Annotated in this window: 16 protein-coding genes; 5 read left to right on the top strand and 11 right to left on the bottom strand. The window is 71.0% G+C overall.

Annotated features, from left to right (window positions below; translation table 11 throughout):
* Positions 1-8: 8 nt before the first annotated feature.
* On the bottom strand, positions 9-1,388 hold the full coding sequence (locus tag FL311_RS12855) for a hypothetical protein (RefSeq protein WP_141325329.1): 1,380 nt from the start codon (positions 1,386-1,388) through the stop codon (positions 9-11).
* A gap of 173 nt (positions 1,389-1,561) precedes the next feature.
* On the opposite strand from FL311_RS12855, the gene FL311_RS12850 reads away from it, so the two are divergent.
* Positions 1,562-1,966, top strand: a complete 405-nt coding sequence (locus FL311_RS12850) for a hypothetical protein (RefSeq protein WP_141325327.1) — start codon at positions 1,562-1,564, stop codon at positions 1,964-1,966.
* A 6-nt stretch (positions 1,967-1,972) separates the two neighbouring features.
* Here FL311_RS12850 and FL311_RS12845 read toward each other — a convergent pair whose 3' ends face one another.
* The 4 genes from FL311_RS12845 to FL311_RS12830 all read right to left on the bottom strand — a co-directional run bounded on the left by FL311_RS12845 (position 1,973) and on the right by FL311_RS12830 (position 5,225).
* The gene (locus FL311_RS12845; RefSeq protein ID WP_141325325.1) at positions 1,973-3,154 is read right to left on the bottom strand and encodes a crosslink repair DNA glycosylase YcaQ family protein; all 1,182 of its coding nucleotides are present in this window, start codon (positions 3,152-3,154) and stop codon (positions 1,973-1,975) included.
* A gap of 48 nt (positions 3,155-3,202) precedes the next feature.
* On the bottom strand, positions 3,203-3,766 hold the full coding sequence (locus FL311_RS12840) for a hypothetical protein (RefSeq protein ID WP_153882680.1): 564 nt from the start codon (positions 3,764-3,766) through the stop codon (positions 3,203-3,205).
* Positions 3,767-3,838: 72 nt separating this feature from the next.
* The gene (locus FL311_RS12835; protein ID WP_141325323.1) at positions 3,839-4,123 is read right to left on the bottom strand and encodes a hypothetical protein; all 285 of its coding nucleotides are present in this window, start codon (positions 4,121-4,123) and stop codon (positions 3,839-3,841) included.
* 124 nt (positions 4,124-4,247) lie between these two features.
* Positions 4,248-5,225 (bottom strand): NADPH:quinone oxidoreductase family protein, encoded by a 978-nt coding sequence (locus tag FL311_RS12830; protein ID WP_141325321.1) that lies wholly within the window; start codon positions 5,223-5,225, stop codon positions 4,248-4,250.
* A gap of 558 nt (positions 5,226-5,783) precedes the next feature.
* Between FL311_RS12830 and FL311_RS12825 the strand changes: the two genes are divergently transcribed.
* Positions 5,784-8,009 (top strand): M4 family metallopeptidase, encoded by a 2,226-nt coding sequence (locus FL311_RS12825; protein ID WP_141325320.1) that lies wholly within the window; start codon positions 5,784-5,786, stop codon positions 8,007-8,009.
* A gap of 108 nt (positions 8,010-8,117) precedes the next feature.
* On the opposite strand, the gene FL311_RS12820 is transcribed toward FL311_RS12825, so the two are convergent.
* Together FL311_RS12820 and FL311_RS12815 are read right to left on the bottom strand one after the other, a co-directional pair.
* The gene (locus FL311_RS12820) at positions 8,118-8,951 is read right to left on the bottom strand and encodes a metallophosphoesterase (RefSeq protein WP_141325319.1); all 834 of its coding nucleotides are present in this window, start codon (positions 8,949-8,951) and stop codon (positions 8,118-8,120) included.
* Between the two features lie 49 nt (positions 8,952-9,000).
* Positions 9,001-9,378, bottom strand: a complete 378-nt coding sequence (locus FL311_RS12815) for a response regulator (RefSeq protein WP_228556840.1) — start codon at positions 9,376-9,378, stop codon at positions 9,001-9,003.
* A gap of 124 nt (positions 9,379-9,502) precedes the next feature.
* Between FL311_RS12815 and FL311_RS12810 the strand changes: the two genes are divergently transcribed.
* Positions 9,503-9,871, top strand: a complete 369-nt coding sequence (locus FL311_RS12810) for a helix-turn-helix transcriptional regulator (protein ID WP_046715939.1) — start codon at positions 9,503-9,505, stop codon at positions 9,869-9,871.
* Between the two features lie 17 nt (positions 9,872-9,888).
* Here the strand turns inward: FL311_RS12810 and FL311_RS12805 are convergent, their stop codons facing one another.
* Positions 9,889-11,106 (bottom strand): DUF790 family protein, encoded by a 1,218-nt coding sequence (locus tag FL311_RS12805; RefSeq protein ID WP_141325315.1) that lies wholly within the window; start codon positions 11,104-11,106, stop codon positions 9,889-9,891.
* 471 nt (positions 11,107-11,577) lie between these two features.
* Positions 11,578-12,957: a DEAD/DEAH box helicase gene (locus FL311_RS12800; protein ID WP_141325313.1), complete on the bottom strand. Its 1,380-nt coding sequence runs from the start codon at positions 12,955-12,957 to the stop codon at positions 11,578-11,580.
* Between the two features lie 126 nt (positions 12,958-13,083).
* Between FL311_RS12800 and FL311_RS12795 the strand changes: the two genes are divergently transcribed.
* Together FL311_RS12795 and FL311_RS12790 are read left to right on the top strand one after the other, a co-directional pair.
* Complete coding sequence (locus tag FL311_RS12795; RefSeq protein WP_141325312.1) at positions 13,084-13,533, top strand: DMT family transporter; 450 nt, start codon at positions 13,084-13,086, stop codon at positions 13,531-13,533.
* A 12-nt stretch (positions 13,534-13,545) separates the two neighbouring features.
* The gene (locus FL311_RS12790) at positions 13,546-13,959 is read left to right on the top strand and encodes a response regulator (protein ID WP_141325311.1); all 414 of its coding nucleotides are present in this window, start codon (positions 13,546-13,548) and stop codon (positions 13,957-13,959) included.
* A 7-nt stretch (positions 13,960-13,966) separates the two neighbouring features.
* On the opposite strand, the gene FL311_RS12785 is transcribed toward FL311_RS12790, so the two are convergent.
* Together FL311_RS12785 and FL311_RS12780 are read right to left on the bottom strand one after the other, a co-directional pair.
* The gene (locus FL311_RS12785) at positions 13,967-14,578 is read right to left on the bottom strand and encodes an outer membrane beta-barrel protein (protein WP_141325310.1); all 612 of its coding nucleotides are present in this window, start codon (positions 14,576-14,578) and stop codon (positions 13,967-13,969) included.
* Positions 14,575-15,726 carry a hypothetical protein gene (locus FL311_RS12780; protein WP_141325309.1) on the bottom strand — a complete coding sequence of 384 codons (1,152 nt, stop codon included), beginning with the start codon at positions 15,724-15,726 and terminating at the stop codon, positions 14,575-14,577. The genes FL311_RS12785 and FL311_RS12780 overlap by 4 nt, the downstream gene beginning before the upstream one ends.
* Positions 15,727-15,945: the final 219 nt, after the last annotated feature.

The raw sequence follows: 15,945 nt of genomic DNA, 5'->3' as shown, positions 1-15,945 counted from the left end.
CGCTGACGTCACCGCGCCACCGAGCCGTCACCCGGCCCAGGGGAGACCGCGTGTGTCGGAGACCGGGCAGGGGCTCGCGCGGCGAGTCGCGCGGCCTGGGCGCAGAGGAACACGAGCAACACCGGCTCGATGAAGTACTTGAACCGCATGTTCTCGCCCTTCTCGAAGAGCACGCTCACCGAGACGACGAACATCACCGGCAACACCAGCCCGGCCACCTGGAGCCAGTCCTCACGACGCTTCAGCTCCCGCGCGGCCCGCGCTCCCGCGAGGAGCACCAGCACCCAGAGCACGGGCGACGAGAAGACGAAGTCGAGCGGCGCTCGCCACGGCAGCCGGTCCACCAGGACGTTGGGCTGGTAGCGGCTGGACGGCACGCCATACATCACCGCGTTCTCCGCGAACGAGGCGAGCGTCGCGGAGAGGGGCCGCTCGAAGAGGGCCCGACGGCACACGTACTTCAGCCCCACCGAGTACCGCAGGGCATCCAGGTGGTTGTAGTTGTAGTTGCCCCCGAGCTTCTCGTCCGTGCGCAGCACCGCGGCGCTGGACGGCGGCGGCAGGGACCTGGGCAGCACGTTGTCGGGCAGCCGCACCGCGCCGAGGTCCGGCTCGCCCAGGCCGATGGCCCGACAGAAGTTGAGCCCGTCGAAGCTGGACGTCATGGACGTGTTGAACAGGGCGAGCTGCTTGGCGACGTAGGGGCCCGCGAAGAGCGCGACGACGACGAGATAGCGACCCACGCTCCGGGCCGAGGCCCCCCGGAGCGCGAGACACAGGGCCACCAGTGGGAAGAACGGCCACTGGAAGATGGAGCGCAGGAAGAAGAGGACGAGCGACGCGGCGGCGAGCCGGGCGATGGAGCCGTCCTCACGTGGGAGGCGCCACAGCTCGAAGCAGAACCACAGGAAGGCGAGGGCGCTGGCGGCGGTGCTGTCCAGGAGGGTCGCGAAGGCGAGGGTCCCCGGATGCAGCGCCATCAGCACCGCGGCGACGCGGGCGAAGCGCCGCCCCGCCACCTGGAAGACCCAGGCATGCACGAGCGTCACCGTGCCAGCGAACACGAGCGCCCAGACGACATAGGTCCAGCGGTCCACGGCGTCGACCAGGGCCAGGTCCTCGAGCGGGCCCTGGAACAAGGCCAGCGCGGCGCGGAGCACGTCCAGCAAGGGCGGCTGGATGTGCAGATACCAGAGGGAGCGCAGCGGCTCGTCGCGCAGCTCGCGCAGCGACAGCGTCTGCATCATCCGCTCGGAGCTCCACGCCTGGAAGCGCAGCCCGTCTTGGGTGAAGCGGCGCAGCCCCGCCTCCAGCAGGAGCAGGAACAGGAAGGACGCGGCGAAGACGACACCCCGCTCGCGTCGGCTCGCGACACGGGCGTCGGGCATCGCGGGCGCGTCCGAGGCGAGGGGAGGGGATTCTGCCACCAGGGGCGAGTCTCGCAGCCTCCCGGGGTCCTCGTACAGTTCACGGAGTGTGACCCGGTCCTCCGGGCGGGCGCGGGGGGAATCACCCGGGGGGCTGGATGATTCCCCTGGCTCGGGCTGTACTTGGCTTTCGCATGCCCATCCTGCGTCAGGCCCACGCGCTCCAAGCCCTCCGCGAGCTCGGTCGACTGGCTCCAGACCTCGCCCGCGTCCGCGCCAACCGCTCGTTGGAGGACAGCCTGCGCAGCCTGAGCGAGGCCTGTCAGACGACGCTCGGCATGGAGCTGGAGACGCTCATCCTGTTCGGCGCGCGCTCCGTCGTGCGGTTGTTCGGGCACGCCGAGCAGGCGCGCATCCTCGCCCACCTGATGGACGAGCGGGCACGCACGCTCGCCGAGCACGGCGACTTCGTGGGCGCCCTCTCAGACACCGTCTACGCGGGGCAGTTGCTCATGTGTTCGCGCCAGCGCTTCGGGGTCCACAAGGACGCTGGCGCCGCCGACGCGCTGGAGCGCGAGCTGCCCAAGCCTGCGCCCTGATTCGACTCAGGAGGCTCGACCCGTGACGCGCGCCCGGGGCCTGCGCACCATCTCTGCGCCGCACGCGGCCGCATGACGCGCGAGCGCCTCGTCGAGCGCGGCGTCGTCCAGCTTCACGCCCTTCTGCCGCCACAGGTTGTCCACCTGGAGCACGCCCTCGCGCACGCGCGCCTCCAGCCGTCCCACCAGCTTCCCTCGATGGAGCAGCGGACAGACGTACCACCCCCACTCACGCCGCGCGGCGGGCTTGTAGACCTCCCACGTGTAGTCGAAGCCGAACGCCACGCGCACCAGCTCCCGGTCCCACAGCACCGGGTCCAGGGGCCCGAGGATGCGCATCCTCGCGTCGGGCTCCGGCTGCTCCCGCTCCCGGAAGCCCACGGGCGCCAGGTAGCGCCGGGGCGAGCCGGGAATGCTGACCGCCTCCAGCACGCCCTCGTCGACCAGCGTGTCGGGGAGCGAGGAGGTGCGCACCTCGGTCAGCGTGGACCAGTGGGGACCGCTCGCGCGGCTGAGCAGGCCCGCGGCCTCCACGCGCTCGGTCAGCCCCCAGCGCTCGAACGTCTGCGTCACCCGCGCCTCGGCCATCCGGGGCAGGGCGCGATGCGGGACGTCGTACAGCTTGCCGCCCGGGCCTCGGCCACACACCACCACCTGACAGCGCGTCCACAGGATTTCCAGCGCCATCGCCGTGGCGCGGGCCGTGCCCTTCCAACCACTCCAGTCGATGGGCACCACCGCGCCATGGTCCTTCAGCTCGCGCGACGAGGAGCGACCGCGCGCCGTCACCTCCTCGAGCACCGCGTGCAGCACCGCCTCCGGCACCCGCTTGAGTCGCTCCTCCAGCCGCCACCAGGGCGCCTGGGCCGCGCGCTCGCGGTAGTAGGGGAACGCGCTGGCGGGCAGCAGGCAGCGCTCCTTGGCGAAGTGCTCGAAGGCGTGCCCCGGCAGCAGGTGTCGGTACACGTCGCCGCGCGCCAGCCCGTCCACGCGCGCGAGCGCCACCAGGTCCGCGTTGGTGCCAATGACATCCAGCGGGTCCAACTGGATGCAGCGCAGGCGCTTCAGGAGCGCGCGGGCACCCCGGGCCCCCCGCAGCGGGAAGGGGCGCGCGAGCCCGAGGTGCGCGACGAGGAAGCGGCGGGCCTCGTCGGGCTGAAGCACGGTGGCGGGAGGATGCGAGGGCACGGTGTGGACTCTAACGTCGCCACGGCCGCTTGCCGGGGCAGTGTGGGCTCAGGGGCCGGATTTCTCGGCGACGCGCTCCACGATGTCCCTGGGCAGCCGGAGGGCCCGCTCGAACTCCAGGCGCACCGGAGCCGGCACGGGAGGCGAGCGCGTGTCGAGCTGCGCGAGCAGCCGCTCCCCCAGCGCGAGGAGCTCGAGCCCCTGTCGCGCGAGGCTCCGGGAGAACGGGCGGAGCTCCACCTCGACGCGTGGGGTGAGGGGCGTGCCGCTCGCGCTCCGGTCCTCCAGGACCAGCGTGTCCCCCTGGCGCCAGAGCTTCATGGCGGATTCCTCCCAAGGGGCGGCCTGTGCCTCGTCGGCGCCGTCGAGGAGCTTGTCCAACGCGAAGAACCAGCTCCATGTCATCCAGAACTCGTCGACCGAGTTCTCGTCGCTGAAGGCCACGCCGCCCACGTCGATGAAGAAGCCCCCGACGAAGCTGCAGCAGCTCACGCGGGGACGACGGAGCACCTCGTCGAGGTACTCCCGCTCCAGGCCCTGGAGGTCCGCGAGCCCCACCCAGCGCTGCTCGACGAACACGCGGAGGTCGGCACGGAAGGGCGGGGCGGACATGTTCCCGACTGTAACGCGCAATCTCCTTGCTCGTGTAACCCCATGGCTAGAACGTGGGCCACGGGGACCGCATCAGTCGCGCTCGCGCGCGTCGGGGTCCTCGGGCTCCGGCTCCAGGCGCGCCTGGCGCTGGCTGGCCTCCCACGACTGCTCCGCGTCGTTCGCATGGACGATGGCGGCCTCCGCGTCATCCTGGGCGCTGGCCCAGGTGGTGTGCCCGCCGGCGTAACCCTCCAGGGGCCGCGGCCCGCGATGGGCCTCCACCTCCAGGTCCCGCTGCTCCTGCTCGCGCAGCCGTTGTCGCTCCTGCGCCCGCTCCCGTTGGTGCTGTCGCTCGAGGATGGAGTCCTCCGCCATGGCGCCGTCACCTCCTGGCTCCAAAGCTGCGGACGAGGGCCGGGCGCCGCAGCGAAGCGGCGCCAGGGCCCGGTGGGCCGCATGCTCGGAGGGCGGCCGGAGCGCACCGTCACCCTCCGAGACGTCAGCCTTCGCGCACGCGCAGGACGACCTTGCCGGTCGCGCGCCGGGCGTCCAGCTCGCGCAGCGCCTGCGCGCCCTGCTCCAGGGGGAAGACGGGGCCGACGACGGGCTCGAGCACACCCTGGTCCGCCATCGCCTCCAGGTCCTTGGCGATGGTGGGCGTCAGCGACGGCTCGTGGATGAGGAAGCCGCCCCACGCCACGCCCACGACGTCGATGTTGCGCAGCAGCAGCTTGTTCACCGCCACCTCGGGGATGCGGCCTGCCGCGAAGCCCACCACCAGCAGCCGTCCCTCCGGCGCCAGCGCCTTGAGGCTCTTGTCGAAGATGTCCCCACCCACCGGGTCCAACACCACGTTGGCGCCCAGGCCGTCCGTCAGCTCCTTGAGCTGCGTGAGCCAGGGGCCCGAGGACAGCAGCACCTCGTGCGCACCCGCCTTGCGGGCCACCTCCGCCTTGCGCTCGTCGCTCACCACCGCCACCACGCGCGCGCCCGCGCCTCGCGCCACCTGGATGGACGCGGTGCCCACGCCGCCCGCGGCGCCGTGCACCACCACCGTCTCTCCCGCCTTCAGCCGGCCCCGGCGGTGCAGCGCGAAGTGCGCCGTGTGGTAGTTCATCACCACGCCCGCGGCGGCCTCGAAGCTCCAGCGCTGGGGGATGCGGAACACCATCTCCGCGGGAATCGCCGCCACCTCCGCGAAGCCTCCCAGCCCGAAGCTGAAGGCCATCACCCGGTCTCCCGCCTTCACCGACGCGCCCTCGGGCGCCGAGCGCACCACGCCCGCCACCTCCACGCCCGGCACGAAGGGCAAGGGCGGCTTCAGCTGGTACTGCCCCTTCGTCAGCAGCAAGTCGGGGAAGCTCACCCCCGCCGTCACCACGTCGATGAGCACCGCGTCCTGCGCCTCGGGCTCGGCAAGCTCCACCAACGCCAGCCCGTCGGGTCCGTCCAGTCGCTGCAGCTGAAGTGCGCGCATGTGCCTTCCTCCCGGGACGCAAGCCTCGCGCACCCGTCCGCTTCCGCAAAGCAACTCGACGCGCGCGCCGCTGTCAGCCTCGTCCTGACGGGCGCGTCCACCGTGAGGATTTCCGGCGTCCGTCCGGTGTGGCCCGACACGCACTTGGGTGCTTGGGGGCGCTGGTTCGACTCCAGCTCTCCCGACTTCAATCGGGAGATAGCTCAGCGGTAGAGCACGAGCCTGAAACCATGGCCGCGCCACTCGGACGCCGGATTTCCTTCCTCCCAGAAACTCCCCGGAAATACCGCGAGAAATGCGGTCCGCGCGCGGACCCCGTGAGGGGCCTTCCGGCCACGCATTTTCGCGGATTTCTGTTCACACCAGGGTTACCCACTACGTCGTACGGCCTGGCGGAAGCGGCGGGTAGGGCTCCGATAAGTTGCTGAAATAGCTGAAGCTTCTCGCCTAAACTCGCAATTTGAGAATAAGCTACTTAGTAAAATTATCGCGCAACCTTGAAATACACAACCGTCCTGTGACACTGTGCTTCCTAATCTTTCCGTTTAGGAGGATTACATGGTGAATCAGCGAGTACGTGGAGTACTTGGTGTCGCGGCGCTGTCCTTCCTCGTCGGTTGCAACGAGTCCACCCCTGCCCCCGAGGCCAAGCCCCAGGACACCGCGACGAAGAGCGCGGCGGCCCTGCAGCTGACCGGGAAGAAGGTTGTTGCTACGGATTCCTCCGGTGTCGCCAAGTTCATCACCGGCGACCTCGGCCCCGCACCGCAGGCGGCTGCGGGCTTCGCGGCCCTGGGCCAGGCGGACCTGGCTCCGGTGGCGGCGCTCATCGCGCCCCAGCTGAACCTGGACCCGGCGGACCTGGTCCTGAAGCGGACGTTCACGGACCGCCAGGGCGACGGCCACATCGTCTATGACGTGAAGGTCAACAACATCCCCGTGCTGTACGGCCAGCTGGGCATCACCACGCGCGGTGGCAAGGTCATCGCGGCGTCCACCAACACCCGCAGCGACCTGAAGGCCGCGGCCAAGGCGAGCGTGGACGTGTCGGCGGCCAAGGACGCCCTCCAGGCGGACCGCTCCACGTTCGACGGCCTGAAGATCGAGGACGGCCACGAGCTGGTCTACTACCGCGACGGCGACGAGCTGCTGCTCGTCTACAAGCTCATCCAGACGGGTGAGCGCCGCGACGGGACGCCCGTGCGCGATGTCGTCCTGGTGAACGCGACGAACGGCGACGTGATTGCCCGCCACCCGCAGATCAAGGAGGGCCTGGTCCGCCGGATGCACAACGGCAACCAGACCACGACGCTCCCTGGCGCGGTGGTTCGCACCGAGGGGCAGCCCGAGGTCGCCGACCCGGTCGTCAACACCAACTACGACCACCTGGGCACCGTCTACGACTGCTACCAGGACCTGTTCGCCCGTGACTCCTTCGACGGCAACGGCGCGACGCTCATCAGCACCGTCCACCACCGCGTCAACTACGTGAACGCCTTCTGGAACGGTACCCAGATGGTGTACGGCGATGGCGACGGCGTGAACGCCAGCAACCTGGCGAACTCGCTGGACGTGACGGCGCACGAGCTGACGCACGCCGTGACGGATAACGAGTCCGACCTCATCTACGACAACCAGTCGGGCGGCCTGAACGAGTCCATGTCGGACATCTTCGGCGCGGTGTGCGAGTGGTACGGCGACGGCAACGTCGTCAGCGCGCGCACGTGGCTGATCGGCGACGACGTGTGGACTCCGTCCATCCCGAACGACGCCCTGCGCTACATGGCGAACCCCTCGCAGGACGGCGACTCGCTCGACTATTTCCACGACTACGACGACAGCGTGGACGTGCACTACAGCTCGGGTATCTCCAACCTGGCGTTCTACCTGCTGTCCCAGGGTGGCACGCACCCGACGGGCAAGACCACCATCTCGGTCACCGGCATCGGCATCGAGAAGGCCGCGCAGATCTTCTACCGCGCCAACCTGGAGGGCAATCTGACGCCCAACGCGACCTTCGAGGACGCGAAGACCCAGACCGAGCAGGCCGCCGCGCAGCTGGGCTACACGGCAGATGAGATCGCCTCGGTGACCAACGCCTGGAAGGCCGTGGGCGTGGGCGTGCCCATCATCGTCGAGACGACCCCCATCGAGAAGGACGTGCCGATCTCCGGCATCGGCTCCACGAGCGGCCAGAAGAAGTACTACGAGTTCAACGTCCCCGAGGGCGCGTACGACCTGAACGTCTCCATCGCCGGCGGCACGGGCGACGCGGACCTGTACGTCCGCTACAACAACGTCCCCACCACCAGCCTGTACGACTGCCGTCCGTACCGCGCGGGCAACACGGAGTCCTGCACGTTCGCCGCGCCGGGCACCGGCCGGTGGGTGGTCATGCTCAACGCCTACAGCACCTTCTCCGGCGTGACGCTGACGGTGACCTGGAAGGGTGGCTACGTGCCCGTGCAGTCCGGCGTGGCGCTGAAGAACCTCTCCGGCGCGGCGGGCTCCTCCAACGTGTACACCATCGTGGTTCCGGAGCGTAAGCCTGGCACCGGCATCAACAGCCTGTACATCCAGACGGGTGAGGGCGAGGGCAACCCGGACATCTACGTGAAGCTGGGCTCGGCGCCGACGAAGTTCGACTACGACTGCCGCAGCGTGAAGGAGCACCAGTCCGAGGTGTGCAACCTCATCAACGTGCCGGCCGGCAAGTACTACATCGAGGTCTACGGCGCGAAGGGTGGCTACCAGGGCATCGCGTTCATCGCGTCGCACAAGTAATCACCGGATGTAGACGGCACGGCTTCAACGTCGCGCCGCTCCAAGGCCCCGGTCGTCCGTTTCCTCACGGACGTCCGGGGCCGATTCATTTCCAGCGGTGCGAAGCCCTTAGAGCGGGCGGGTGGCGGGGCCGGGGAGGATTTCGCGCAGGCACCGCTCGATGCCGCCCCGGTGCTTCCACTGCATGGGGTAGCCCAGCGACACCTCCTCGAAGCGCACCCCGTCGCGCCACTGCGTGAGCGGGATGTGCAGGTGGCCCGTCACCACGACCTCGGCGCGGTAGCGCGCGTGCCAGTCCTCGGTGCGCCGGGTGCCGCACCAGATGGAGAAGCGGGGGATGCGCGGCAGCCGCACGTGCTCGTGCCGGAGCGGGTAGTGGTTGACGAGGATGGTGCTGCAACCCGGTGGCAGGGCGTCCAGCCGGGCCCGGGTGGACTCCACGCGCGCGGCGCACCACGCGGAGCGGCTGGGGTATGGGTCCGGATGCAGGAGCACCTCGTCGGTGCACAAGAGGTCGTCCTCGAACGCCCACTCCAGCGCCTTGTCCTCCGGTACGTGGTCCGGGCGGAACGAGTAGTCGTAGCCCAGGAACATGGGGACGATGACGCGGTGGGGGCCCTCGCCGGGCCAGCGCGGGTAGGGGTCCTCCGGCGTGAGCGCGCCGTGGCCGCGGCACAGCGCCACCAGTCGCTGGTAGCGCGCGTCGCCGCGCAGGGAGGGTTGCTCGGAGGGCAGGGTCCACAGCTCGTGGTTGCCCGGCACCCAGATGACCTGGCGGAAGCGCGCCGTCAGCGTGCGCAGCATGAAGTCCATCTCGGACAGCGTCTCGCCCACGTCGCCGGCGACGATGAGCCAGTCGTCCGGGAAGGCGGGCAGGCTCTGCAGGGCCTGCTTGTTGTCGGCGTGGCGCAGGTGCAAGTCGCTGATGGCGTAGAGCTTCATGGGGGCGTGCGTCACCTTAACGTGCCCGGGGGGCATGCGCCGCCACGGCTCAGGCCCAGGGGTGGCCGGTGGCCTGTCCCAGGGCGCGGAGCCGCGAGTGGAGCTCCCGGGGATGCGCGGCGCGGTCCACCCAGGTGATTTCGCGCGGACACGACCTGGGAGGTGGGCGCACCGCGTGGAGCGCGCAGGCGGTGTGCGGGTGACGCGCGCGCACCGCCTGGAGCAGGTGCAGCCCGTCTCCATCCGGCAGCAGGTCTCCGCTGACGACCACGCGCGGCGGCTGCTCGTGCACGAGCGCGAGGGCCTCCGCCATGTCGCGCGCGAAGCGCTTGGCGCCGGGGAGGTCCCGGACGAGCCGACGCCACGCCGACAGCGCGAGGGGGTCTTCATCCACGAACAGGAAGGTGACGAAGGGCTGCGTGCTCATGGCATCGACGTGGCGCGGGTGAGGTGACGCATCAGGTCTGCTTCCCATAAGACTACCTGGGAAGTTCTTGGATGCCAACCTCTCAAGTCATATCGACATGGACGAACCCGTTAGGTTAACGAACATGGAAAAGACCCTCGCATCCCGCCTCGGAGGAGCTGCGCGCCTGGCCCGCACCCGGCTGAACCTGACGCAGGCCGACGTCGCGGAGCGCATCGGTATCGCGAGCGAAGTCTACGGGCGGCTGGAGCGCGGCCACATGCTGCCGAGCATCCAGACCTTCCGGCGGCTGTGCGTGGTGCTCTCCATCTCCGCGGACGAGGCGCTGGGGCTCAAGCCCTCGCAGGAGGTGAAGTGGGCCGCGGAGCCTCCCAGCGAGTATGGCGAGTCGGGGGAGCTGCGCCGGCTGTTGCGCCGGGCCAAGCAGTTGGACCGCAGCGCCATCCGCCTGTTGAGCGTGCTGGCCGCGCAGTTCAAGCCCAAGGGCACCTGAGCCGCGGCTTGTCCCCGTTACTTCCGGGGGCTCGTCGTGGAGAGCTTCGACAGCCGGTCCTTGAGCTTCTTCGCGGAGGGGAAGCCGTGGAAGAGCACGACCTGGGGATGGGCCTCCAGCGTCTCTCGCTCGGCGGGTTCCTTCGTCAGCAGCGCGCGGTCGACGCCCAGGAGCAGCCCCGCGTCGGGTCGGGTGCGCAGCTCCGCGAGGCGGCGGGTGAGGGCGCTCGCGTGCCAGGCGTGGAACAGCTCCAGGGCGACCTCCTGACGCGAGCCGCGGTGGCGGAAGGTGAGGTCCGGCACGCAGAGGCTGGCGGCGCCCACATGGCGGGGCAGCGGCGTCAGGTCCAGCTCCCACGCGTCATCCTCGAAGCTGGAGGACAGGGAGGCGACCTCCTCGGGGACGTGACCCAACGCGGCGGGTAGGGGAGAGACGAGCGGGTCCTTGTCGCTCAACATCAGCGTGGCCTGGTGGCGCGAGGGCTCCACCGTGGCCTTGAGCTCCCAGCGCTCCAGCACCGGCACCACGGACAGGAACGAGGCGAGCTGCAGGCCGTACTTCTTCTGCAGGGCGAGCATGGCGCCGGGGCCTTCGACCTCCAGCTCCCAGTCCGGGCCATCGCGTCGGACCTCGGCGACGAGCCGGCAGAACTTCAGCCAGCGCAGCACCTTGCGCACGCGCAAGAGCTCCGGTGCGCGAGCCCGCAGCGTCAGTCGCCGCGCGGACAGCAGCGGCCCCTGGGCGAGGGCGAGGTTGTAGCGGTCCACCAGCGCCTGCGCCGTGGGGGGCTCGCCGTCCCAGCCGAGCAGCTTCCGGTTTCCGGGCAGGTCCGCGTACAGCGCCGCGCGCGCATCCTGGAGCGGTGTGGAGAGGGCCTGCTCGAGTCGGGCCTCGTACGCTTCCACCGTGGTGTCGGGCGTGAGGGCGCGGAGCACCTGGGCGGCGGTCTTCAGTCGGGCCCAGCGGGTCTCGGAGACATCGGGCGCGGGCTCCTCGAACGTGAGCCGGTCCACGAGCAGCTTCACGAGACCGCGCGCGATCTTCGGACGCGACCAGGCGCCCGCGAGCAGGCCGAGGCCTTCCTCCACATCGTCACAGATGGCGCCTCGCGAGGCCTCGATGGAGGCGAGCAGCTCGGCCGCGAGTGCGAGGAGCGCCGGGTCATCGCGCTTCACGAACGCGGGACGGAGGATGCCCTTCTGCGTGCGGTACGCGAGCAGCTCCCGCGTCAGCATGGCGCGCCTCCCGGGGAGAGCGCGGGGGCGTCATGCTTCACGAGCGCGAGACGGAGGACGCGCTTCTGAGCGTGGTGCGCGAGCCGGGGCGTCATGGCGCACTTCCCGTGGAGGGCGCGGGGGGCGTCATGCCTCACGAAGGCCAAACGGCGGATGCCCTCCCGCGTGCGGCATGCGAGCCGGGCCTGCACGGCGCGCCTCCCCTGGAGCGCGCGAGGGGCGCGGGGACGTCGCGCTTCACGAGCGCAGGACGGAGGATGCGCTTCTGCGCGCGGTACGCGAGCAACTCCCGGGGCGGCACGGCGCGCCCCGCGAAGAGCGAACGGGTAAATGGAGGCCCATCGACGAACGGGACGGCGGTGGCTTGCGTGTCGCGGGGCTCCACAGGTGAAGGCCCAGGGACGCGCGTCACCCCCCGGGAGTCCGGGCATGGTGGCTGGGCGCAAGCTGCCGGAGCGCTGGCGTCGCATCTCAGCCCTCCTCCAGGTAGGCGTCGTGCTGCCTGCGCCGCTCGCTGATGCCGCTCTCCGCCGTCTGCGCGGAGCAGACCTCGTACAACATCGCCCTCTTCCCGGGGCGCTTGCGGAGGATGCGCCCCAGACGCTGCACATGCTCGCGCACGCTCCCGCTGCCACTGAGCACCACGCCCACACGTGCCTCCGGGACGTCGACGCCCTCGTTCAACACGCGCGAGGTGAGCAGCACCGGCAGCTCCCCCGAGGCGAACGCCGCGAGCAGCGCCTTTCTCTCCGGTATCGGCGTGTGGTGCGTGAGCGCGGGCAGCAGCAGCCGTCGCGCCAGCGTGTACACCGTCTCGTTGTCGTCCGTGAAGACGAGCACCCGGTCCTCGCGGTGCTCCAGCAGGATTCTCCACAGCACCTCCTGCTTGCCGCTGGAGGTGAGCGCGATGCGGCGCTGCTCGCGATAGGCCCGGTACGCCGCGCGGCCCTCGTCGCTACGCTGACTCTGCGCCAGGAAGCGCGCCCAGCCCTCCGGCGCCGACAGCCGCACGCCCAGCTTCCGCACGAAGCCCAGATACAACGCCCGGGCCTCGTCGTAGCGCGCCTTCTCCTCCGCCGTCAGCGGTACCTCCACGCGCTTCACTTCATAGGGCGCCAGGTACTCCCCCTGGAGCTCGCGGATGTCGGTGCGATGCACCAGCGGCCCCAGCAGGTCCTCGACCACCCGCTCGCCGCCGTCCGTGCGCTCCAGGGTCGCGGTGAGCCCCAGCCGGTACGGCGCCAGCGAGCCCTCCGCGATGAACCGATAGCTGGGCGCCGGCAGATGGTGACACTCGTCACACACGAGCAGCCCGAAGCGGTTGCCGTGGAACTCCGTCTGCATCGCCGCCGAGTCGTACGTCGTCACCGTCAACGCCTGCCGGTCGTTCACCCCGCCCCCCAGCATCCCCACCGGGAGCGAGAAGTGGCGCGCCAGCACGCCCTGCCACTGCGTCATCAGGTCCAGCGTGGGCACCACCACCAACGTGGGCCGCTTCACGTGCGCGATGGCCAGCACCGCGAGCAGCGTCTTGCCCGCGCCTGTCGGCAGCTCCACCAGCCCCTTGCCGCCCGCGCGCGTCCAGGCATCGAGCGCCGCGCGCTGGTGGGGGAACGGCTGGATGGGCACCGTCAGCTCCGCCTCGAGCGGTTCGAAGCGCTTCGCGCGGTCCTCGTACGCCACCCCCAGCTCGCGCAACCGCAGCACCACCTCGCGGTAGTGCCGGGCGGCGGCGCGGTACACCCCCGTGCGCCCGTCCTTCTGGAAGAGGGCGCCCAGTCGCGCGTCGTCCGGCAGCGTGGGTGCCACCAGCGTGCCGCAGTCGAAGTGGAGCTCGAGGGGGGCGTCCATGGGGCGAGCGTTGGACGTAGCCGGTCGTTTCCCCTTTCGCCAGCCTCTTGAGAAGTCGAGAGCCCCCGCGAGTCCGAGCGTGCCACCTTGCGGCCGGCCCGGCGTTCGGGGTACCCACCCGCGCCCATGCGTTTTGTCTCGCTCGTTCCCCTGCTGTGTGGGCTGGCGGTCGTCGCCCAAGGTGGTCTCAACAAGCGCTTCGCCGGCCAGTGGGGCCTGCTGAGCGCGGTCCTCATGAACATGGTGGTGGCGACGGTGGCCACCTTCGCCGTGTACGCGGTGGCGCGCACCGTGCCCGGGCTCTGGCCCGAGGCCGCCGCCGCCGAGGGGCGCTTCTCCGGCTTCACCCCCTGGCACCTGCTGCCCGGCCTGTGCGGCGTGGTCATCGTCGTGGGCATGCCGTGGGCCATCGGCCGGCTGGGCGCGGTGCAGTCCGTGCTGCTGCTCATGGCCGCCCAGCTCGTCACCAGCCTCATCTGGGATGCGATGGTGGAAGGGCGTCCGGCGACGGCGGCCCGGGTGTTGGGCTCGGCGGTCGCCTTCGCGGGTGCGGCCATCGCGGTCTGGAAGGGTTAGCTTCCCAGGCAGATGCGTCGCGTCCTCATCGCCAGTCCCCATGCCGCGTCGCGGGAGCTGCTCCGCCGCGTGCTCGCCGTCGGCGACGAGCGCCTGTCCATCTCCGCCACCGGCGACACGGACGACGCGCTCGCCGCCATCGCGTCCTCGCCGCCCGCGCTCGTGGTGGTGGACCTGCGCCGGCAGGACGAGGACCACCCGCTCTTCCTGGGGCTGTTGCGCAAGCGCTACCCCACGCTGCCCGTCATCGCCCTGGTGCCCGGACGGATGCGCATCCTCGATGGCGTCCGCGAGCGCGTCGTGGACGCCCCCGGCGAATCCGCCGAGTCCCTCCATCAGCTCCTGGAGTCGCTGCGCACGGCGGTGCGCGAGCTGGTCGCGCAGGATTTGCTGCGCGTCCTGCGCACGCCGGTGGGGCGGGCCTGAGCGCCCGTCACAGGCGCAGCCGGTAGCCCAGTCCGCCCGCGAGGACGCCGCCGACATTCACGTCGCCCGTGGTGACGAAGTCGAGCGGCGCCAGGTGGTAGTGCGCCTCCAGGAAGAGGCCCCCTGGACCCAGCGGCAGCTCCACGCCGAGCAGGGCCTGGAGCCCCAGTCCGCCGCCGCTCTCCGACGCCGTGGCGCCGAACAGGTCCGACGTGGCGCGGTGCAGGTACAGCCCGGGGCCTCCGCCCACGTACGGCGTCAGCGAGCCGAAGGCCCGCTCGAAGCGATAGACGGCCGACAGCAGGAAGGCCACCTCGCGCACCGCGAGCGTGTAGCGGCCATCCGGCGGCGGCGCGCCGAAGCCTCCGAGCTGCGGGTCCGTGAGGACGCCGGACGTCTGCGGGCGGTGGTAGCCCACCTCCAGCGTCACGGCCAACCGTCGCTCGAGCCAGGGCGTGACGTAGCCCAGCTCCAGCCCCAGGTAGAGGTCTCCGCCCAGCGACGTGGTGGACTTGAAGAAGCCCACCTTGGGCGCGAGCAGCACGTTGCCTTCCTCCGTGGGGGCGGGCTTCGCGCCGGAGGTGAGCGCCGCGAGCGCGACGAGCACGAGGGCATTCATGGCTGCACGGCTCCAGGGACGTCGAGGGGCGCGGCCTGCTCCGAGGTGAAGCCAGGTCCGCCCACCACCGTGAAGCCCTCCGTCGCGGGCACCTCGCCCAGCGCGCCCGCGGGGTCCAGGACCTCGAGCGCATAGGGGCCGCCCACGACGATGCCGCCCGGGCAGGTGGGGTCACCTCCAGGCTCGTCGAACCCCGAGCACGTGGGCACCACCGCGCGCAGCTCCTGCGGCGACACCAGCTCCACCGAGCGCAGGGGGATTCGCTGCGTCTGGGACGGCGCCGACTTCACGGGGGCCACGATGTAGACCTCGGGCACGGCGCTGAACGCGCGCTGGGCGCCGGTGGGCGTGTTGCGGATGAGGACGGTGGTGTCGGCCCGCTCCGCGCCCGAGCTCGGTGACACGGTGAGGGGGCCCAGGCGCGGGTAGCGCACGTCGAGGGCGCCCGTCGCCACGGCCTCACACCCGTCTCCATGCGCGAGCACCAGGCTGTAGACACCCTCGGGCGTGCCCGGCGGCAGCTCGGACTCCACGCGCGTGGGCGAGACGACGGTGACGAAGAAGAGCGGTTGAGCCTCCACGCCCTCGCGGCGCAGGGAGAGCAGCGGGCTGGTGCCCGGCTGGAAGCCCTGGCCCTCGATGACGATGGGGTTGGAGTCCGCGGCCGAGTAGCCATCCGCGGGCGGCACCACCCGCGCCACCGCGGGCGGCTCCACCACCAGCAGCGCGTCCGGCAGCCGGCCCGTGCCGCCCAGGGGATTGGCCACCTCCACCGCGTAGCTACCCGGGGCGAGCTCCACCGGCGGCGAGCTGTCGCGCGTGGGCACGTCGAGCAGCAGCAGCTCCGGCCGCACATAGAAGACCTGCTCGCGCGTCAGCGTGTACGTGGACGGGCCGCGCAGGGTGACCTCCGGCAGCTCCACCGTGGGCGCGTCGGTGAGCACCTCGCCCGGCACGGGGGAGAAGCGCCGGCCCTGGAGCTCCAGCCTCCAGCCCGTGGCCCCTCCCTGGGCGTTGCAGAGCCGGGTGAGCTCGCCCACGCGGGCTCGCGGATTGACCACCCGCTCCACGGCGGGCGTGGGCCCCTCCGTCGTTCGCGAGCACCCACCGAGCACGAGCACGGCGGTGGCGATGGCTGTCAGGCGCAAGGCGCTCCCTCCCCTTCGGCTGCGAGGTCGCGCACGTTAGGACGCCCTCCCCGGAGGTCCGGAGATTTTTCCGGTTTCGGTCCCCCAGGCCATCCCGCGGGACGGGGCCCCCTTCGCAACCCCGCGAAGTCATTGGTTTCTAGCGGTGTCCGAGGGACGGCACGGCGGATGCTATGGCCACGCGCCGCGGGGGATGACGCGGGTCGGTGGGGGCGATGG

Source organism: Myxococcus sp. AB025B (assembly GCF_006518215.1).
Classification (GTDB): domain Bacteria; phylum Myxococcota; class Myxococcia; order Myxococcales; family Myxococcaceae; genus Myxococcus; species Myxococcus fulvus.
The sequence above is the reverse complement of the archived record's forward strand: the minus strand, read 5'-3'. Positions and strand labels throughout refer to the sequence as shown.